At 59.4% G+C, this 20,149-nt stretch carries 15 protein-coding genes, 1 tRNA gene, 2 rRNA genes and 1 pseudogene (1 of these 19 running past the window's edge); 9 read left to right on the forward strand and 10 right to left on the reverse strand.

The window, feature by feature from the left end; translation table 11 throughout:
* Nucleotides 1–23: 23 nt before the first annotated feature.
* Genes N2A41_RS20070 through N2A41_RS20095 form a run of 6 tightly spaced genes read left to right on the forward strand, consistent with a single transcriptional unit; the run spans nt 24 to nt 6,291 of the window.
* Entirely contained in the window at nt 24–1,103 is a 1,080-nt protein-coding gene (locus N2A41_RS20070; RefSeq protein WP_260111077.1) for a glycosyltransferase family 4 protein, read from the forward strand.
* Nucleotides 1,100–2,230 carry a CgeB family protein gene (locus tag N2A41_RS20075; protein WP_260109544.1) on the forward strand — a complete coding sequence of 377 codons (1,131 nt, stop codon included), beginning with the start codon at nt 1,100–1,102 and terminating at the stop codon, nt 2,228–2,230. Before N2A41_RS20070 ends, N2A41_RS20075 begins: the two co-directional genes overlap by 4 nt.
* The gene (locus N2A41_RS20080; protein WP_260109545.1) at nt 2,227–3,315 is read left to right on the forward strand and encodes a CgeB family protein; all 1,089 of its coding nucleotides are present in this window, start codon (nt 2,227–2,229) and stop codon (nt 3,313–3,315) included. The genes N2A41_RS20075 and N2A41_RS20080 overlap by 4 nt, the downstream gene beginning before the upstream one ends.
* A complete protein-coding gene (locus N2A41_RS20085; protein WP_260109546.1) occupies nt 3,312–4,430 on the forward strand; it encodes a CgeB family protein in 1,119 nt (372 codons plus the stop codon). The genes N2A41_RS20080 and N2A41_RS20085 overlap by 4 nt, the downstream gene beginning before the upstream one ends.
* Nucleotides 4,431–4,440: 10 nt before the next feature.
* On the forward strand, nt 4,441–5,496 hold the full coding sequence (locus tag N2A41_RS20090) for a UDP-glucuronic acid decarboxylase family protein (RefSeq protein WP_162115715.1): 1,056 nt from the start codon (nt 4,441–4,443) through the stop codon (nt 5,494–5,496).
* 33 nt (nt 5,497–5,529) lie between these two features.
* A complete protein-coding gene (locus tag N2A41_RS20095) occupies nt 5,530–6,291 on the forward strand; it encodes a TIGR04290 family methyltransferase (RefSeq protein ID WP_162115716.1) in 762 nt (253 codons plus the stop codon).
* 44 nt (nt 6,292–6,335) lie between these two features.
* Here N2A41_RS20095 and N2A41_RS20100 read toward each other — a convergent pair whose 3' ends face one another.
* Nucleotides 6,336–7,733, reverse strand: a complete 1,398-nt coding sequence (locus tag N2A41_RS20100) for a cytochrome P450 (RefSeq protein WP_260109547.1) — start codon at nt 7,731–7,733, stop codon at nt 6,336–6,338.
* A 175-nt stretch (nt 7,734–7,908) separates the two neighbouring features.
* Between N2A41_RS20100 and N2A41_RS20105 the strand changes: the two genes are divergently transcribed.
* On the forward strand, nt 7,909–9,009 hold the full coding sequence (locus N2A41_RS20105; RefSeq protein ID WP_222280631.1) for a flavodoxin family protein: 1,101 nt from the start codon (nt 7,909–7,911) through the stop codon (nt 9,007–9,009).
* 58 nt (nt 9,010–9,067) lie between these two features.
* On the opposite strand, the gene N2A41_RS20110 is transcribed toward N2A41_RS20105, so the two are convergent.
* A complete protein-coding gene (locus N2A41_RS20110; RefSeq protein WP_222280630.1) occupies nt 9,068–9,868 on the reverse strand; it encodes an SDR family NAD(P)-dependent oxidoreductase in 801 nt (266 codons plus the stop codon).
* A 194-nt stretch (nt 9,869–10,062) separates the two neighbouring features.
* Nucleotides 10,063–10,590 (reverse strand): sigma-70 family RNA polymerase sigma factor, encoded by a 528-nt coding sequence (locus N2A41_RS20115; protein WP_170262995.1) that lies wholly within the window; start codon nt 10,588–10,590, stop codon nt 10,063–10,065.
* A gap of 463 nt (nt 10,591–11,053) precedes the next feature.
* On the opposite strand from N2A41_RS20115, the gene N2A41_RS20120 reads away from it, so the two are divergent.
* Nucleotides 11,054–11,554, forward strand: a complete 501-nt coding sequence (locus N2A41_RS20120) for a YciE/YciF ferroxidase family protein (RefSeq protein ID WP_017967227.1) — start codon at nt 11,054–11,056, stop codon at nt 11,552–11,554.
* Nucleotides 11,555–12,217: 663 nt separating this feature from the next.
* On the opposite strand, the pseudogene N2A41_RS20125 reads toward N2A41_RS20120, so the two are convergent.
* Nucleotides 12,218–12,370, reverse strand: a pseudogene (locus tag N2A41_RS20125) (NADP-dependent oxidoreductase); the annotation flags it as partial.
* 508 nt (nt 12,371–12,878) lie between these two features.
* On the opposite strand from N2A41_RS20125, the gene N2A41_RS20130 reads away from it, so the two are divergent.
* A protein-coding gene (locus N2A41_RS20130; protein ID WP_222282285.1) for an IS630 family transposase occupies nt 12,879–13,825 on the forward strand; the annotation gives its coding sequence in 2 pieces (ribosomal slippage) (nt 12,879–13,217 and nt 13,220–13,825; 945 coding nt in all).
* Between the two features lie 254 nt (nt 13,826–14,079).
* On the opposite strand, the gene N2A41_RS20135 is transcribed toward N2A41_RS20130, so the two are convergent.
* The 6 genes from N2A41_RS20135 to N2A41_RS20160 form a co-directional block, all read right to left on the reverse strand.
* Complete coding sequence (locus tag N2A41_RS20135; RefSeq protein WP_260109548.1) at nt 14,080–14,880, reverse strand: ATP-dependent Zn protease; 801 nt, start codon at nt 14,878–14,880, stop codon at nt 14,080–14,082.
* Nucleotides 14,877–16,733 carry an AAA family ATPase gene (locus tag N2A41_RS20140; RefSeq protein ID WP_260109549.1) on the reverse strand — a complete coding sequence of 619 codons (1,857 nt, stop codon included), beginning with the start codon at nt 16,731–16,733 and terminating at the stop codon, nt 14,877–14,879. The genes N2A41_RS20135 and N2A41_RS20140 overlap by 4 nt, the downstream gene beginning before the upstream one ends.
* A gap of 18 nt (nt 16,734–16,751) precedes the next feature.
* Nucleotides 16,752–17,306 (reverse strand): hypothetical protein, encoded by a 555-nt coding sequence (locus N2A41_RS20145; protein ID WP_260109550.1) that lies wholly within the window; start codon nt 17,304–17,306, stop codon nt 16,752–16,754.
* A gap of 226 nt (nt 17,307–17,532) precedes the next feature.
* Nucleotides 17,533–17,609: transfer RNA gene (locus N2A41_RS20150), tRNA-Met, on the reverse strand.
* 145 nt (nt 17,610–17,754) lie between these two features.
* Nucleotides 17,755–17,869 (reverse strand): 5S ribosomal RNA (gene rrf, locus N2A41_RS20155).
* 260 nt (nt 17,870–18,129) lie between these two features.
* Nucleotides 18,130–20,149 (reverse strand): 23S ribosomal RNA (locus N2A41_RS20160); it runs 858 nt beyond the window's last position.

Below are 20,149 nucleotides of genomic sequence, written 5' to 3' on the forward strand. Positions count from 1 at the left end.
TCCGTCGACGAGTCCGGATTTTGATGACCCTGGATGCGGTTGGCGGCGTCTGGCGCTATGCGATGGATCTCGCCGCCGGGCTTCGGCGCCAGGGGATGGAAATCGTCTTTGCCGGTCTCGGCCCCGCACCGTCGGCAACGCAGACCGCAGAGGCGAAAGCGCTGGGACAGCTGGTATGGCTCGATGCCCCTCTCGACTGGATGGCGTCGAGCAGGGCCGAAATATCAGCCGCGCCCACCGAAATTTCCCGCATTGCCAGGGATTATCACGTCGATCTGCTGCATCTCAACCTGCCGTCCCAGGCCGCCGGGATCGACACGCCGCTGCCCGTAGTCGTCGTGTCCCATTCCTGCGTCGTCACCTGGTTTGCCGCGGTGCGCCAGACGCTGGTGCCGCCGGATTGGGGATGGCAGTGCGATGCAAACAAAGAAGGTTTCGACCGCGCCGATGCCGTCCTTGCGCCAAGCATGAGCCATGCGGATGCACTGCAAGCCGCCTATGGTCCGCTCTCGCGGCTGAGGGTGGTCTACAATGCGAGCCGCGTCGGATCCGACCAGCGTCCAAAGAAGACTTTCGTCTTCGCGGCCGGGCGCTGGTGGGATGACGGCAAGAACGGGGTCGTCCTCGACAGGGCGGCAGCAGCAATGCCCTTGCCCGTCGTCATGGCAGGCTCTTGCTCAGGTCCCAATGGGCAGCGATTGCAGCTCAAAGACGCCGACGATCGTGGGCCGCTCCCCTATCCGAAGACCATCGCCTTGATGCAGAGCGCGCAAATTGTCGTATCGCCGTCCGTTTACGAGCCCTTCGGCCTGACCGCTCTCGAGGCGGCGCGATGCGGCGCGGCTCTGGTGCTGTCTGATATCCCAACCTATCGCGAGCTGTGGGATGGGTGCGCGCTGTTCTTCGATCCGCATGATCCCCAGTCCCTTGCAGCAGCGTGCATGCGCCTCTGCGAAGACGAGCAATTGCTCGCCGAACTCGTGGTGCGATCGCTGGAGCGCTCGCGAGCCTTCAGTTTGGAACGCCAGGCGGCATCGATGCTCGAAACATACGCGCGACTGATGAACGACATTTTCACCCCGGCAACGGCGGAGCAATCATGAAATTCCTGTTTTACACCCATTCGCTTGTTTCGGATTGGAACCACGGCAACGCTCACTTCCTGCGCGGCATCATGCGGGAGCTGACACGCCGCGATCACCAGGCGCTAGCGCTCGAACCCGAGGAATCCTGGAGCCGGAGCAACCTGCTCAGCGATCAAGGGCCGAGGGCGGTCGAGAAATTTCACGAGACGTTCCCGCAGCTTCGTTCGCAAATGTACGGACCGCATTTCGATCACGAGGCGGCGATCGCCGAGGCGGACGTCGTAGTCGTCCATGAATGGACGGAGCCGGCTCTGGTGGAACGGATCGGCCAAGCCCGGCGCAGCGGCGCCGATTTCACCCTGTTGTTCCACGACACACATCACCGCGCCGTGTCGGCAAAGAGCGACATCGCCGGACTGACGCTTGAGGATTATGACGGCGTGCTCGCCTTCGGCGAGACGCTGCGGCAGCGCTATCTGCAGGCCGGTTGGGGCAGATCGGTGTTCACCTGGCATGAGGCGGCTGACGACGCGCTGTTTTATCCGAGGCCGGAGATCGAAAAGACAGGCGATCTCATCTGGATCGGCAATTGGGGCGATGACGAGCGCTCCGCCGAGCTGATGGAATTCCTCGTCCGCCCCGCGCGTGAGCTCGGGTTGAAGACGACCGTTCGCGGGGTGCGCTATCCCAAACAGGCGTTTGACGCTCTTGAGGATGCAGGCATCGACTATGGCGGCTGGATCGCCAATGCAGAGGCGCCGCTCGCTTTCGCCGGCCACAAAGCGACCGTGCATATTCCGCGGCGCCCTTATGTCGAAAACCTCCCCGGCATTCCGACGATCCGTGTCTTCGAAGCGCTGGCCTGCGGCATCCCGCTGATCTCAGCACCCTGGCAAGATGCCGAGGCGCTTTTCAGCTCGGGCAGGGATTATCTCGTCGCCGAGAATGGCCGGGAGATGTCGCGCCTGTTGCGTGAGGTGCTAACGGACGATGCTCTCGCGGCTGCGCTGGTCACATCCGGTCTCGAGACGATCCGGGCGCGGCACACCTGCCGGCATCGCGTCGATGAACTCTTCTCCATTCTGGAGCAATGCGGCACGGCGGGCGTCGTCGGCCAGCTGCCAGCCAAGGAGGCTGCCGAATGAAAATCGCCTTTTACGGATCAAGCCTGGTTTCCGCCTACTGGAACGGTGCCGCCACTTACTATCGCGGCCTGCTGCGCGCTCTGGCGCAGAAGGGCTACGACATCACCTTCTACGAGCCCGACGTCTACGAGCGGCAGAAAAACCGTGATATCGATCCGCCCGAATGGTGCAAGGTCGTCGTCTACCAAGGCACCGTCGAGGCGCTGAAGGAGGTGACGGCGGCTGCGGCCGAGGCCGATATCGTCGTCAAAGCCAGCGGCGTCGGTTTCGAGGACGATCTCCTGCTGCAGGAAGTCCTTCGCCATGCCAGACAAGGGGCTCTGAAAATCTTTTGGGATGTGGATGCGCCGGCAACGCTCTCAGAGCTGCGGCAGAGTCCCGAGCACCCGCTTCGCAAATCCCTGGGCGGGATCGACCTCGTCCTCACCTATGGCGGCGGCAACCCCGTGGTCGACGCCTATCGCAGCCTCGGGGCAGCCGACTGTGTGCCGATCTATAACGCGCTCGATCCTCAAACCCATTATCCGGTGCAGGAGGAGGCGCGGTTCACCGCGGATCTTGCCTTTCTCGGAAACCGTCTCCCTGACCGCGAAGCGCGGGTCGAGCAATTTTTCCTCGAGCCGGCTGCCCGCTTGCCACAGCAAAATTTCCTGCTCGGCGGGTCCGGCTGGAGCGACAAATCCATGTCTTCGAATACCGTTCACATCGGGCATGTCCCGACCCGTGACCACAATGCTTTCAATGCGACGCCGAAAGCCGTGCTCAATATTTCCCGCGCCAGCATGGCCGAAAACGGCTTTTCGCCGGCAACCCGCGTTTTCGAAGCCGCCGGCGCCGGCGCCTGCCTGATCACCGACTACTGGCAGGGCATAGACCTGTTTCTCAAGCCTGGTGACGAAATCCTGGTGGCGCGGGACGGCAAGGATGTCACCGATCTTCTGACCGGCCTGACATGGCCGCAGGCCAAGGCGATCGGACAGCGGGCGCTGAGACGCGTGCTTGCCGAACATACCTATAGCAATCGCGCCGAGACCGCCGATGCCATCTTCCGCGCCCGCGCCACGCGAGCGGAGGCTGCCGAATGACCAGTCCTCTTGATATCGTCATCCTCGGCCTCTCCTTGTCGTCGTCCTGGGGCAATGGTCACGCAACGACCTATCGCGCCCTCATCGGCGGCTTGCGCGCTGAGGGGCACCGGGTGCTGTTCCTGGAACACGATGTGCCCTGGTATGCAGCGCATCGAGATCTTCCCGACCCTGACTTCTGCCAGCTCGTCCACTACAGCGACATCGATGAGATGATCGAAAAACATGCCGATCGTATCAAGGCGGCGGACGCGGTCGTCATCGGGTCTTATGTGCCCTCTGGCGTGACGGTCATCGACAGGATCACCGCCCTGAAGCCGCGGCGCCTTTGCTTTTACGACATCGATACGCCGGTCACGCTGGCGAAACTCGACCGTGGCGACGAGGAGTATCTGGCGCGCCGACAGCTTGCGACCTTCGACGGCTACTTCTCGTTTTCCGGCGGTGACGTGTTGGCTAGGCTCGAACGCAGATACGGCGCGCGCAAAGCGATCGCTCTCTACTGCTCCGTCGATGCGAGCCGATACAAATCGACCGGCGAAGCCTTCCGCTGGGATTTCGGCTATCTCGGCACCTATAGCCCCGACCGGCAGCCAACGCTGGAGCGGCTGCTGATCGAGCCTGCCCGGCAGCTGCCGCATCTAAGCTTCGTGGTTGCCGGTCCTCAATATCCCGGGGATATCGACTGGCCGCCAAACGTCGAGCGCATCGAGCACCTGCCTCCCCCTGATCATCCGAGCTTCTACAGCCGGCAGCGTTTTACGCTGAACGTCACTCGAAGCGACATGATCGCAGCGGGCTGGTCGCCGAGCGTGCGGTTGTTCGAGGCCGCTGCCTGCGGCACGCCGATCATCAGCGACGACTGGCGCGGCCTGGACGAGCTCTTTGCCGACCGTCAGGCAATCATCATCGCCAAAGGATCGGGGGATGTCGTCGACGCCCTGACAACCACCTCTGCCGCAGGGCGTCGTGCGCTGGCTTCGGCCGCCGCGGCGACGGTGATGCAGCGCCATACCGGCGAGGTGCGGGCTCGTGAACTCGCCGCCGCCCTGCGAGAACTGCCAGAAGAAGGGGTGAACGACAGCGCCCCCGAACCTCAATCCATTTCAGCCTAGGAGACGCATGATGCTGCAAAGGACGCGAAACGGAAGAGTGAAGACTGTGCTGGTCGCCGGAGGAGCCGGTTTCGTCGGTTCGCATTTATGCGATGCGCTGCTGGCACGCGGCGACCGAGTGATCTGTGTCGACAGCTATATCACCGGATCGGAGGACAATGTCCGGCCGTTGATCAACCATCCGAAGTTTCGTTTGGTCGAAAAGGACATCTGCCATCTCCATAGCCTCGACGAGCCTTTGGACCAGATCTACAACCTCGCCTGTGCGGCATCGCCCCCACAATACCAGGCAGACCCGGTGCATACGATGATGACCTGTGTCGCGGGCACCGGCAATTTGCTTTCGCTGGCCGAACAGCATCATGCCTCGCTCCTGCAGGCGTCGACGAGCGAGGTCTATGGCGATCCCGTCGAGCATCCGCAGACGGAGGACTATCGCGGCAATGTCAGCTGCATAGGCCCGCGCGCTTGCTACGACGAAGGCAAGCGGGCGGCGGAAGCGCTTTGCTTCGATACGCTGCGGGCCGGCAAGGTGGACGCACGTGTTGCCCGCATCTTCAACACCTATGGGCCGCGTATGCAGCCGAGCGACGGGCGGATCATCTCCAATCTGCTGGTGCAGTCCATATCAGGCGCGCCGCTGACGATCTATGGAAGCGGCGATCAGACGCGCTCCTTCTGCTTCGTCAGCGACCTCGTCGCGGGCCTGATGGCGCTGATGGATGTCGATCCCAATCCGGGCGTCCCGGTCAATCTCGGCAATCCCGGCGAATTCACGATCAACCAGCTGGTCGATATGGTGTTGGCCATGGTGCCGTCGACATCCGTTGTCGTCCACAAGCCGCTGCCGGAAGACGACCCTCAGCGCAGACGGCCCGATATCTCACGGGCAAAAGAACTTCTCGACTGGCATCCGACGATTCCGCTTGCCGAAGGTCTTCGTCTGACCGCCGAGTGGTTCATCGCCGCGGCCCGTCCTGACGGCGGCTTCGATGGCGCGCAGGTCACGCGGCGGTCGACTTGGCGGCGGCGTGCAAAAGCCGGACGCACCGCGATCGGCGTCTGACATGCGAGCGATAAATGACAAAGGAGAGCCGAGATGGATGCAGCACAGCCGACGAGAGATCAGGAGCTGCAAAAGCGGATTCAGGAACTCGGGCCGTGGTTTCAGAATTTGAACATCGGCGGCCACATGACAGCGGCCGATCATTTCCTCGGAGATTATCCCACCTTCAAATGGAAAGGGTTCCAGCATGTGCTGCCGGCCGATCTCAGCGGCTTCACCGTGCTCGATGTCGGCTGCAACGCCGGCTTCTATTCCCTCGAGATGAAACGCCGCAACGCCGCCCGTGTCGTCGGCATCGATCCCGACCCGCGCTACCTGGCGCAGGCCCGCTTCGCGGCGGAACAATTGCAAGCGGAAATCGAATTCCGGCAGATGTCGGTCTATGACGTCGCCCGACTAGGCGAGAAATTCGATCTGGTAATCTTCATGGGTGTGCTCTATCACCTGCGACACCCCCTGCTGGCGCTGGATCTTCTTTATGAACACGCTGTCGGTGACATGATGCTGTTCCAATGCCTCCAGCGCGGCGACGAGCGCATTCCCGACCTTAGGGAAGATTACGACTTTTCAGAATGGAACATCTTCGACCAGCCTGAATATCCGAAGCTTTTCTTTGTCGAAGAACGCTATGCATCCGATCCGACAAACTGGTTCATTCCCAACCAGGCGGCGGCCGAGGCAATGCTGCGCAGCGCCGGCTTTCGAATTGACGCCCATCCGGAACGCGAGGTCTATCTTTGCCGACGAGGCCAACGCCATTATGCGGTAGAGCCGCCCCTGGTAGTAATGATCTAAAGACTATCGTTGCTGCGGATCGCCACTGCGACGAGGAATGGATTTCAATGAGGCGGAAAGCCTGCCGCAGCATGCGGTGCACTGGCCCCAACCCGCTGCCTGCTGAGCCGTAGCCGAATATCGAAATGGTTGAGGGTGCCGGGCAGATCGTCGACTGTCAGAGATGGCTGAAGCAGCGTGACATCAGTCCCCGACAACAGCGTGCCAATGGCAAGGCTTGCAATCGTCGGTACGAGGTTGTGGGCTGGACATATGGCAGCGCCGGCGCTGAAAGGCACGAATCCGATCGCCGGCAACGCGTCGTTCGGTCCCCAGATACTCGGTTCCATGCGGTTGGCATAAGCCAACTCCGGATCCCGGTGAGAAAAAGGCGCGAAGATAACGACGCCAGTGCCGCGCGCCACGGTCCTATCGCCGGTTTTGATATCCGCCGTCAGCTCTCTGAGAATGACGGGGGTCGTCGGCCAGAGGCGCAGCGCCTCGAGCAGGCAATTGCGCGTGAAAGGACGATCAAGTTCGGGATCTTTGGCTTCGTCAACGGCTTTGGCCCAGTAGCTCGGATGGCAGGCAAGCAGCGCAAGCGTCCGGAAAATGGTAATTCCGGCAGCGTCGAAGGCAAACAGCCATTGGGCCACTTGGCTTTCCAAACCGAAATCGCTGCCTTTCGGCAGCCGACCGATCAGACTGCCCTCTCCCGGCTGGCGCAGATATTGGCCGAGCTGCTGCTGAAACTGCCGGCGCTTGCGCCGATCGATGGAAGCTGCAAAAGCCCAATTCGCCCGGCTTCGAAGGTCGTTCAAGGTCTTGGTCAAAGTGACGTCGTTGCGTGCGAGATCGCCGAGTACGATCCGGCGGACAATCCGGAACCAGGCTTGCGAGAAAGCTGACCAATCGAGTTCGTTCCGGCCGTCGGAACCGATGCCGTTCAAAACCTCCAGGAGTTCGGTATCAACGATGGCCTTGAAGCGGGCCGTAGATGGATGCAGCCGGTCCGCGCTTGCCAAAGCATGTTCATGGATCGGCCGAAGCTCGGCTCGCTGCGAGGCGTCTGAAATGAGCACGTTTTCCGGTTCGAAATGCGCAAGAGCGGCACGCTTCTCCCGGGTTGCCGTGTCAAATGGCTGGGGCGAACACTGGAGCACCGTCGAGACGTCGACAGGGTCAAGGATAAGCAACTGCGGCCGGAATGGTATAGGCAAAAGGAGAGGTGCCCGACCATATTTTTTCACCAGCCGCGGCATCTGCTTGACGGCGCCGGTATCCAGACCCTGCCGCTGTGCCAGGCGTTCCATAATCGGGCGGCGAATGATGATGCCTTTGGCAGCCGTCGGAACCATGACAGCCGCAACCACGCGCAGTGTGTCGATCCAGCTGGCGCGATTTATGCGGGCGAAGCCGGCGGGTCTTGCATTGGAAAAGACGGCTTGGTTGCGAGAATTCATGACCGCAAAGCCCCTTGCTGCATGGGATATTTGATCGGCTTCATTTCCGAACCAGGACAACGGCCGATTGTTCCGGTCTGAATCACTGATCCTTGATACATGATGCAACTTGGAGACAGCGGAACAGAAGTCGGCTCACCGCGTTGTGTCGAGCGCATAGATGCGTGGAGGCCCCATGCCTGACGAACCAGCCGCAGACGCACCTGACCTCGAACCGCGAAAAGGCAGCCCAAGCCCTCGCCTCGACGAGAGCGAATTCAAGACGCGTTTCCTGAGCCAGTTCATGGATGCAGCGTATCAGCCCCTGGAAGCCGAACTCGGCAAACTCGCCGCGGCTGCCTGGGATGCTTACGCCCATTCGCGAAAGAGTCCCATAACCAGAAAGGCTGGACCAGGCTTTGCCGATCCAGACTATGATCTCGCCGTGGATTGGATTGTGGCCAGCGGCGAAATTCGCGCTGCGCAAGCGCGCTTCGAGGACGAGCGCGCGCCATCGCGCGTCCTTCTCATCAACGGTTCGTCGCGAAGCGAACATACCTGTCCGGGCGAGCTTTCGAAAAGTTTTCGGATGGTCGAAATCGCCAAGGAGGTGTTCGCCGCCGCCGGCGCCATCGTCAATGTCCTCGACCTCAGTCGCATCGCTTCCGAATACGGCCGACAGATCCATCCGTGCAAGGCGTGCTTCTCGACATCGGCCGCACTCTGTCATTGGCCGTGCTCCTGCTATCCGAATTACTCGCTCGGACAGATCCACGATTGGATGAACGATATCTACCCAATGTGGGTCGAGGCCCATGGCATCATGATCGTCAGTCCGGTGAATTGGTACCAGACGTCCTCGCCGCTGAAACTGATGATCGACCGGCTTGTCTGCGCCGACGGAGGCAATCCGGATCCGACAAGCACGCATGGAAAACATGCCAAGGAGGCCAAAGAGCTTGAGATGCAGGGATGGGACTATCCTCGCCATCTTTCCGGCCGCCTGTTTTCGGTCGTCGTCCACGGCGATACCGAAGGTGTCGAGAATGTCCGCCACAGCGTTTCGAACTGGCTGACGTCGATGGACCTCATACCGGCAGGAGCATTGGCCGAGGTCGAACGCTACATCGGCTATTGGGAGCCCTACGCCACCAGCCACGACGCCTTCGAAAGAGATAAAGCCTTTCAGGAGGAAGTGCGCAATGCCGCCCGGACGCTGTTGGAAGGCATCACGTCACGACGCAACAGCAAGATGGTGACGGCGGGAAGGCGGTTGAAGCAGCCGCGTGAGAAATGAGCGGCAGCCCGACGGGTCTAGACGTGATTGCCGATCTCGTTAGACCCGTCGGGATAATCTACTCCTTGCCCGAACCTGGTTCAGCCATCTTGGCATGCTGATGCGCAAGAATGCTCGCCGGCGTCACCTTGGCAACGGCTGCCTGCAGCTTATTCTTCCAGCCGCTCACGACATCGCCTTCGCCGTCCATCATGGCGTCAAAGCCGATCTTGGCAACCTCGGCGGGATCATCCTTTTTGGCCTGTCCGACGGAGGTATCCATGAGGTCGGCGCGCCTGAAAAATTCGGTGTCGGTCGCGCCGGGCATCAGGCAGCTGACGGTCACGCCGGTCTCTTTCAACTCCTCGCGCAACGCGAAAGAGAAGCTGTTGATGAAAGCCTTTGTGCCATTGTAGACGGCCTGATAGGAACCAGGCATGAAACCGGCGATGGAGCCGGTCAGCAGAATGCGACCCTCGCCGCGGCTGCGCATCAGGTTGCCGATCTGTTGGACGAGATAAATGGTGCCGACGATGTTCGTATCGACGACTTTCCGGACCTGCGCAAAATCCTGGTCGAGGAAACCGTTGCCGAGGCCGCGCCCGGCATTGGCCATCAGCAGATCGACCGACCGCCCAGAAGCTTCGATGGCTTCCATCAGCCGGTCGACGCCTTCTTCGGTGGAAAGATCGGTTTCGATCGCCTCGACCGAAGTGCCAAATTCCTTGAGGCTCGCCGCTGCTTGCTGGATGCGTCTCTCGTCGGCGGCGATAATCACATCATAGCCTTCCTGCGCCGCGCATTTGGCAAGTTCATAGCCAATACCCGTCGAGGCGCCGGTAATCACCGCGAGACCTTTGCCAGGTTCATTCCTATCCATGTTTTGTCTCCTAGAGTTCGGAAAAGCTGCAGCCACCGAACCTGAAAAGAGAGGGTATGTTCCGGCGAGGGGCGGCGTCTCGAACGTGTGGTGCGGGAGCTCGGTGGTGCGCCATGTGGCTCCCGATGTTCAGCCGCATAAAAGGACGGCTGTGTGATGATTGCTGATTGGCGGCTGGCGGAACAGGAGCGGCATCAGTCGATGAGTTGGTTCCCCAGCAGCGATTGCAGGGTTTCGCGGGCGCGGCTGACGCGGCTTTTCAAGGTGCCAACCCGGCAGCCGCAGATCCTGGCGGCCTCTTCATAACTCGTTCCGGCGGCGACCAGCGTCAGGGCACGGCGTCTGTCGTCGGAGAGGCGCGTCAATGCCTGTCGCAGTTCGCGCTCGCGAAGCGCCCACTCCTGGCTTGGCGCGATTGCGACTTGCTCCATCGTCACATCCATCCCGACCGGCTCGCGCTGCCGGCGACGATAGTTGCTGCAGAACGTATTTCGAAGGATGGTGAAGAGCCAGGATTTAAGAGAGGTGCCGGGATGGTAGAGATGAATTGAATTCAGTGCCTTCAGCAGCGTTTCCTGCACGAGATCATCGATGTCGTCCTCACTGCGCAGGAATCTTCGGGCAAACGCGTGCAACGCCGGTGTCAGTTCAACAATCTCCAGCTCGACCGAGGATGTTTTTTGGCAATGCGACGCGGGACGTGGTGAAGATAAAGACGTCATTTTTCTCTCCTGGGATGAAAGGAAAGTTCCGGACATCTTAATTGTTGCTGTACGATAACGGACGAAAATCTCATTTTCGCTCATCGGCATACCTCTTCCAAAGCAACAGGACGCACAAAGATGCCGGAAGGCAGTGGCAGATCGTCCAAAGGCATCGCTGGTAGGCGACACGATCCAGACTTGAAACGACGATCCGGCAAAAATCGTTCCTGCGGCGATGCCGCAGCATTGATAACGCTCACGTTATCCGGCGAGGTCCGTGCGTAAGGTGCCAGATCTCGTGAAAAGATAGGCAGGGCAGGAACAACAAACGCCGGCAATGGTTTGATCTATCGCCGACTGCAACCCTTTGAGTCGGCCTCGTCCTTGGCCGGACAGAGATGGCGCCGCCGTTACCGGGGCGTCATCTCCGCGCTCAAATGTTCGACCGGCGAGAGCTCATTAACAGCCATAGGAGGACTCAATGGCAACCGAGAAGACCCTAAACGATCTGTTCCTCGACACGCTCAAGGATATTTATTACGCCGAAAAACAGATCCTGAAGGCGCTGCCGAAAATGGCCCGCGCCGCCCAGTCGGAGGAAGGCAAAGCCGGTTTTCTGCAGCATCGGGACGAGACCCAGGCCCAGGTCGAACGTCTCGAACAGGTGTTTGAAATGATCGGCAAGCCGGCACGTGGCAAGACCTGCGAAGCCATTCAGGGAATCATTGCCGAAGCTGATGAGATCATGGAGGAGTTCAAGGGCACGGTTGCCCTGGATGCCGGACTGATCTCTTCGGCTCAGGCCGTGGAGCACTACGAGATCGCTCGCTATGGCACGCTGATCGCATGGGCAAAGCAACTCGGCCTCAAGGACGCCGTCCCGCTGCTGCAGGCAACACTTGCGGAAGAAGAGGCGACCGACAAGAAACTCACGCAGATTGCCGAGTCCACAGCAAATGCCAAGGGAAAGCGAGCGGCCTGATACGGTAACGCGCCTTCACGGCCGCCGCATGGCGGCCGTTTATCGTTTTGCACTCGGCCTCGGCGATAGACGGCAAGCCATCATGCCCCAATGCTAGATGAGTTCGATATGAGCGTAATCAGTTTCGATAAACTCCGCGACAGGCGCGAACGGCCTGACGCTCAATTCGTCCGAGCGGACGACCACGGGCAGGTAATGTATCTCTTCGCACTTGAATACGAGATGGGCCAATCGACTTGGTCTGCCAAGATCTGGGCCTATTCATTTGAAGATGCCGAAATGCGGGTGAAGGCAATGCGTGAGAGCCTTACGGTCTGCGGGCAGATGCATACGTCGATAGGCGCTTAATCGACCGAAAAGCAATCGATCGACGGTGGACAGCTAGATCCGCCGCTCCTGACTTTCCTGATAAGGCTGGCAACGCGGCGTCGCATGCCCTACCGAGAGCTGCAACACTCTCCGTTGCCTCGCGAACATATCGGCTCCGGCGGCTCATAGGCGAGTCGCGCGCGCAAGGCGCGATGCGTTTCAACAGAAAGATCACAAATGGTGACCGCCGGCAGTGACATCATCCTCTCACAAACAACAACGGACCGCTGACGCGCCTCCGGCGAACGGGACCAGCGCACTCGCGGCACAGTGCTCAGCGCCTTCCGTTGTTTTTCACGGGAGAATGCGGATGACCGTCTTTCCCGCGCGCCGCTCCGTCGAATTGAAGGCGGCGACCGCATCGTCCAGACTTGGAACTTTGCCGATGTTCGTCCGAACTCTTCCGTCCCGGACCCGCTGAACGAGCTCGGACAGCTGGGTACGATCGCCCGGTCCGACCGAAGAACGGGCGATGCGCTCGTCCAGGCGCGCCAATGCGAGGCCGGGGCGAGAAATCGGCCGCAGCAGCCGCAGCAGGGTCCGGGTCGGCAATTTTGAGAGATCGTAAGGCATTGAAGATATGGTAAATAAGCAATTAACCAGAAGCGATATGCGATTTATCTTCCGCCATGGCCGTAAATTTTAAATCAGATCCTGACCAGCGATAAGTACTGGTTATCGATGGTTATATTTTCTATAATAAAAGGAGAAATTATATTAATTCTAGACGCTAGAACTTCTTCTATGGCTATTTTATTTAACTTTTCCCGAAATTCACCCTGAATTATTCTTAATATTATTATCTACCGGCGTCGGATCCGCGGCTGCCTCGCGTTCAGCTCGCGCTGAGACTGAGGTGCTAGAGCGGGATTGTTTTAGTCGGAATCGGAACAGGGATTCCCTTTCTGGTGCAAATCAGATTCACCATTCTGGCCGGTGCAGGAGGCCGGTCTGGATGGCGAAACCTTTTTCGGATGATCTTCGGGAACGCGTTGTTGGCGCAGTAACGCGCGAGGGCCTGTCGTGTCGAGCGGCGGCAAAGCGCTTCGGCATTGGCATCAGCACCGCGATCGACTGGGTCCGGCGCTTGCGTGAGACGGGCAGCGCGGCTCCCGGCCAGATGGGCGGGCACAAGCCACGGGCGATCTCAGGTAAACATCGGGTCTGGTTGATCGATCGCTGCCACATGCAGGCGTTCACCTTGCGCGGGTTGGTGGCGGAACTCGGAGAGCGCGGCCTGAAAGTGGATTACAGCGCCGTCCGGACCTTCGTGCATGAGGAAGGGCTGAGTTATAAAAAAAGACGTTGGTCGCCAGCGAGCGCGAGCGGCCCGATGTTGCCGCCCGGCGGGCGCGCTGGCTGAAGCATCGCCATCGCATCGATCCATCTCGCCTTGTCTTTATCGACGAAACCTGGACGAAGACGAATATGACGCCGCTCAGGGGCTGGGCGCCGCGCGGCGAACGGCTGTTGGGCCATGCGCCCTTCGGCCACTGGAATACCATGACTTTTGTCGCAGCCCTCAGGGCCGACCGCGTCAGCGCACCGTGGATCATCGACGGCCCGATCAATGGCGAACGCTTTCGCATCTATGTCGAGAGGGTGCTGGTACCGGAGCTCAAACCCGGCGACATCGTCGTCATGGATAATCTCGGCTCGCACAAGGCCGGCGCTATCCGTGCCGCCATCCGCAAGGCCGGCGCCAGATTGTTCTTCCTGCCGCAGTATTCCCCCGATCTCAATCCGATCGAAAAACTCTTCGCCAAGATCAAGCACGAGCTGCGCAAGGCGCAGGCTCGAACCCGACAGGCCATCGACGACGCGCTGGCAGCCACCCTTCAAACCGTCTCGCCGAAAGAGTGCCAAAACTACTTCAAGGAAGCCGGATATGAACGGACATAAAACAATCCCGCTCTAAGTGTTTCCCTCTTGTTGTCGTTGATAGCCGTCGATGGAGAGAGGACCGGCGCAAGGCGTTTGTCGCAGAAACGGAATCTTCAGGTTCTGAATCGGATTTCCGTGGCATTGAAATAAATGAGCTCAATTTGTTTCAACGTGCCCGCAACCAAAGGCGACGTGGATCGCAGGACGGCCAAGTCCTGATAGTGTTCGCACGCCGCCGTCTGAGCAGTGGCGTGCTGGTCTATGATAGCCTTTCAGGCCGGCGCGCCTAGAATCGCGGCGACCGCATCCCCATCGAGCGCCTGGTGATCAAAGAGTTCCCGCGCCAGCCGGTCGAAGGCGGCTCGGTTTTCGCGGATCACCTCGGTTGCCCTTGCCTGCGCAAACTCCAGCCGCCGATGAACTCGATCTGCGAGCTCGACGTCGCGCGTCAGGGCAACGGTTAGATCCCGGTGTGCGAGATAGAGCAAGGGATGATGACCGCCGAAGCCGAGGGCCTGCTCCATGTCGAGAGCGATCCATGTCGCACGGGCGAGATCGCTGTGCTCTGCGCCGCCGGAACCGGCCGACGCAGATTTGAGCACGATCAGTTCGGCCGCGCGTCCGGCTAGTAACATGGCGAGGAGCCGCTCATACCATTCCGCGGTATCCGGTGCGCCAGTCGCGAAAGACACCGCGTTGTGGCCCCCGTCCTTGGTATCAATCGTTAGGCCCTTGATGGATCCGAGACGCAGAGCGTGATGGACGATGGCATGACCTGCCTCGTGGATCGCAAATCGCCAGCGGACGTCATAAGGAACCGGCGGTCGATGACCGCGGATGCCGGCTTCGATATCGTCATAAGTCAGGCGCCGCTTTTCGCATCGCGCCTTTAGCCTTGCCTCGGGCACGATGCGTTCAATGTCGGCGCCGGTGAGGCCCATCGCCCGCGTTGCCAGACGCAGGAGAGTTTGCGCAACGAGGTTGTCTCTTTCATGCCGATCCGCCCCGTTACTTCCTTCCCGAGCGCTATCGGGCCGAAACGTTTCGCGTCTGGTTTCCGTGATCCTGATCATGGCTGCGCTCCTTCCAGACCTTCCACTCCCACGATGATGTCGAGATCGGGACCGAGTTGATGGGCGAGAATGCCAGCGAGCGGCAGAATGTCGGGCCGTGGGATGTCGATGTGCGTCTCCAGCCTCCCTGATCGACGGATCGCTTCGTCGATCTCATTCGGCCGGTTGGTGGCGCCGACAACGATGACGCCCTCGCTCTTCACCGCGCCATCGAGGAGCTCAAGCAGCTTGTTGACGCAAGCGTTCCAGTAGTCCGCGTACTGCCTCCAAGCGCTTACCCTCATGCCGATGCCATCGATCTCGTCGACGAAGAGGATGCACGGCGCCTGTGCCCTCGCTTGGGTAAAAGTGTCCGCCATACGATCAAGCACTGCATGAAGATACTCTCCTTGCAGCCAGGTCGAGACGGAGGTGACGACCAGAGGCACTTGCAGACTATTGCATAAAGCGCGTGCAAAGGTCGTCTTGCCGATTCCCGGTGGGCCGGACAAGAGAAGCTTGGTGCTCATATCGGACCAGGCAAGATCCCCGGCAAGATAATCCGCCAGGTCCGATTTCAACCCGAGCGCCCAGTCCTTTGCCGCGCCGTATCCGGTCAAGGTCTCGATCAGCAGCGCCGGTCCACCCTTTCCCGACACTCCACGGTCGGCAGGCTCTGGCTGGATGACCTCCGCACCGGTCGGCTTGCCTTTCGATCCGCCTTTGCGTTTGTCCGTCGATGAGGACGAGGCGTCGCCATCGGCGGTGCGCTCCTGCGATGTCTGGCGCGCTCGATCAGTGGGGCTCTGCATGATCAGCCGCCGCGCGGAGGCAGTAGTGTCTCTGTCTTTTTCACCGTCGCGATCCTCGCGATTGTGGTCCGCCAGCCCGGCCAGCGCATCAATGCTGGCAAGCAGCGCTCGGCTAGGCCGGATGGCGATGGCAAGATCGTCCAGAGTCAATGCGCCCGCGTCGATCTCGGCAATGGAGCCGGCATGGGACGAGACGGTGCCGCTTCCGTATACCGCTTCCAGCAGATCCGTGATGAGGATAGTGTCGATTCCGCTGCCGCTAAGCCGCACGTCGCAAGTCAGATCGATTTGATCCGGAACGCCCTGATCAGTCTCCGATACGGCAAGAACCGGCGAGCCGTGCGCCACGGCCCAGAGCAACTGGCGCCGCATGGACGAGCGGCTTGGGCGGTCAGTCCGGGCGACCGGAATCTGCAGGAAGACACGTTTGGTTTCGCCTTCTACCCACCTCCAGATTTCGTCAACAAAGGTAAAATCCGCGGCCATGCCGACATAGGGGCCGAACGGCATAAAGGCTGTCGCTTCGACAAGCTGCGGCAGCGCCCGCTCGAACCCTTCGACCAGCACCTCCACGGCGAAGACTGCAGCAGGCCGACGAAGGAGCGAGACCACATCGCGCAGCTCAACACCCGATTCCTCCATGGTCGCTGCGAGCAAAAGCACTGTCGCCATGTCTTTGATGCTCGGCACCTCACCGGCTTCGCCGACAGCCCTCACCGCATAGATAGGCGTCGTATCATCGACGCCGCTTCCGGTTGGAGAGTGTCGCTTGAGATGCGCCGGCCAGACAGATGCGGGGGACAGGAGGTCGGGCCGCCTGCTCGCGTCCATCGGGGCCTCGATCAGGAAGGATGCGAGATGATCGCGCACCCACTGCCGATCTCGCTCGGCCTCGCCCGTCAGATAGGACTGATCGAAGGCCGGCGTAAAGCGGCCGACGACATGGCCGTCGACGATGGCGGCGGTCATGGTCAGCAGGCCGGTACGGACGGCCAACCGCCGGGTCTTACGGCGCTGGACATGACGCAGGCGTCGAAGCAGGAAAGAAGAGAGACGATCCATCAGCCTTCCTCCATCGCATCAACCAAAGAAGCGGAAACAATTTCCGCAGCACCAGCACGAGGCATGGCAGCGTGAAGATCGCTCAAGGCGGCCCAATGGGTCCTGAACTGCATTCCGGTGGCGTTCTACTCGATGGAGATTTTCGATCGCATTTCGCAGAGGATGATTACGCATAAGGTCAACCTCCTGAAGCAGTCGCCTTCCCAACGGGATGAGCTGACGGCCGCGCTGAAGGCGACCACCCAACGCCAGAACAGCATCATCCAGCAGATCAGCGATCGAGCTGCGGAAGGCCGCCCTCGCCTCGCCGCGCTCGACGATCAATTGGACGAACTGGAAGCGACGCGCGAGAAGCTGGCGGCGGACCTGAATGCACTGGCAGAGCCGGTGGAGGATTTTCAGGAGAAGATCGCCAAGCTCAAGGCGCAGTTCAATCCCACTAATATGGAGATCATCATCCGCAAGCTCATCTTCCTCGCTCGCCACAATGCCGATGAACAAGCCAAGCAGCGGCTGATGCCCATAGTGCGCGATTTGATCCAGACCGTCGTGATCGGCAAGACGCCGGGCCATCAGCCGGCATCCCTGCAGGTCCACGGATCAATCGCCAACATCATGGCATCCATGGAGGCGATTGACGTGCTCGAGCAGCAATTTCTGGCTGCCGCCCAGAACGACCTGATGGCGAAGATTGCCTCCGGCGAGATCGACACGGAAGCCAAAAAACAAAAGCTCCTCGACGCTTACGCGGAGGAACTCAAGAGCAAATACCCGGAGTGGGCAAATTTGCAAGTTTCAGTGGTTGCGGGGGCAGGATTTGAACCTGCGGCCTTCAGGTTATGAGCCTGACGAGCTACCGGGCTGCTCCACCCCGCGCCATTTTATTTTGCCTATGGCAAATATGGTATTTCTTGTCTGTCTGTTCAACGCAGAAGGGCCGCTTGTGAGCGGCCCTTTTGCGACGGCATGGGCCGTTTGTTTTGTTTAGAGAAGATTGTTTTATCAAAGTTGCGTTTTGCAGACCTGGCAGCGACCTACTCTCCCGCGTCTTAAGACGAAGTACCATGGGCGCAGGGGCGTTTCACGGCCGTGTTCGGAAAGGGAACGGGTGCAGCCACCCCGCCATAACCACCAGGTCGGCAAAGCGCAACTTTGTTGTTTTGAGAAGCTGGATTTGGAGCGAATAGGGAGTAGCCAATAGCGAATAGCGTTATTTGGTTCTCTTTCGCTGGTTTTGAACACGTCTTTTGGAACCTCTTCCGGCTGCGGGTGCTTGTGGCACCCATACAGGCCAGAGGCCGTCGCCAATCGTTTGGCGGGCCGTCCGCAGCGCCATGGCGCGTCAGGACAAAGGTCTGGCACATCGAACTTTGTTCGATGAGCATAGTCAATGAGAACGATCAAGCCGATCGAGCTATTAGTACCGGTAAGCTTCATGCGTTGCCGCACTTCCACACCCGGCCTATCAACGTGGTCGTCTTCCACGGCTCTGATAGGGAATACTCGTTTTCAGGTGGGTTTCCCGCTTAGATGCCTTCAGCGGTTATCCCGTCCATATGTAGCTACCCTGCTATGCCCTTGGCAGGACAACAGGTCCACCAGAGATATGTCCATCCCGGTCCTCTCGTACTAGGGACAGATCCTGTCAATATTCCTACACCCACGGCAGATAGGGACCGAACTGTCTCACGACGTTCTGAACCCAGCTCACGTACCGCTTTAATTGGCGAACAGCCAAACCCTTGGGACCTGCTCCAGCCCCAGGATGCGATGAGCCGACATCGAGGTGCCAAACAACCCCGTCGATATGGACTCTTGGGGGTCATCAGCCTGTTATCCCCGGCGTACCTTTTATCCGTTGAGCGATGGCCCTTCCACGCGGGACCACCGGATCACTATGACCGACTTTCGTCTCTGCTCGACTTGTCAGTCTCGCAGTCAGGCGGGCTTATGCCATTGCACTCGACGACCGATTTCCGACCGGTCTGAGCCCACCATCGCGCGCCTCCGTTACTCTTTCGGAGGCGACCGCCCCAGTCAAACTACCCACCATACACTGTCCCGGACCCGGATAACGGGCCGCGGTTAGACATCCATGACGATAAGGGTGGTATTTCAAGGATGGCTCCACGGAAACTGGCGTCCCCGCTTCAAAGCCTACCACCTATCCTACACATGCCGACACGAATGCCAGTGTAAAGCTATAGTAAAGGTGCACGGGGTCTTTCCGTCTGACCGCAGGAACCCCGCATCTTCACGGGGAATTCAATTTCACTGAGTCTATGTTGGAGACAGCGGGGAAGTCGTTACGCCATTCGTGCAGGTCGGAACTTACCCGACAAGGAATTTCGCTACCTTAGGACCGTTATAGTTACGGCCGCCGTTTACTGGGGCTTCGATTCAAAGCTTGCACCTCTCCTCTTAACCTTCCAGCACCGGGCAGGCGTCAGACCCTATACGTCGTCTTGCGACTTCGCAGAGCCCTGTGTTTTTGATAAACAGTCGCTACCCCCTGGTCTGTGCCACCCCATAATAGTTGCCTACCATGGGGTCACGCTTCTTCCGAAGTTACGCGTGCAATTTGCCGAGTTCCTTCAACATAGTTCTCTCAAGCGCCTTGGTATACTCTACCTGACCACCTGTGTCGGTTTCGGGTACGGTCTATACGGTGGAGCTATTTCCTGGAACCGCTCCGCTGCCCTGATAATCCAATAAACCAGAACAACTTGTGCAATCCGTCACTACCACCAGGCCCACGAATATTAACGTGGTTCCCATCGACTACGCATTTCTGCCTCGCCTTAGGGGCCGGCTAACCCTGCTCAGATTAACTTTAAGCAGGAACCCTTGGTCTTTCGGCGAGAGGGTCTCTCACCCTCTTTATCGTTACTCATGTCAACATTCGCACTTCCGATACCTCCAGGAGCCCTCACGGGTCTCCCTTCATCAGCTTACGGAACGCTCCGCTACCACGTGTATTGCTACACATCCTCAGCTTCGGTGCATGGCTTCAGCCCCGTTACATTTTCGGCGCAAAGACCCTTATTTAGACCAGTGAGCTGTTACGCTTTCTTTAAATGATGGCTGCTTCTAAGCCAACATCCTGGTTGTTTTGGGATCCTCACATCCTTTCCCACTTAGCCATGACTTGGGGACCTTAGCTGGAGGTTAGGGTTGTTGCCCTTTTCACGACGGACGTTAGCACCCGCCGTGTGTCTGCCGAGTAGTACTCCCCGGTATTCGGAGTTTGGTTAGGATCAGTAAGACGGTGAGTCCCCATAGCCCATCCAGTGCTCTACCCCCGGGGGTATTCGCTCGACGCTCTACCTAAATAGATTTCGCGGAGAACCAGCTATTTCCGAGTTTGATTGGCCTTTCACCCCTAGCCACAAGTCATCCCAATCTATTGCAACAGA

Source organism: Rhizobium sp. SRDI969 (genome assembly GCF_025152725.1).
Classification (GTDB): Bacteria; Pseudomonadota; Alphaproteobacteria; order Rhizobiales; family Rhizobiaceae; genus Rhizobium; species Rhizobium leguminosarum_I.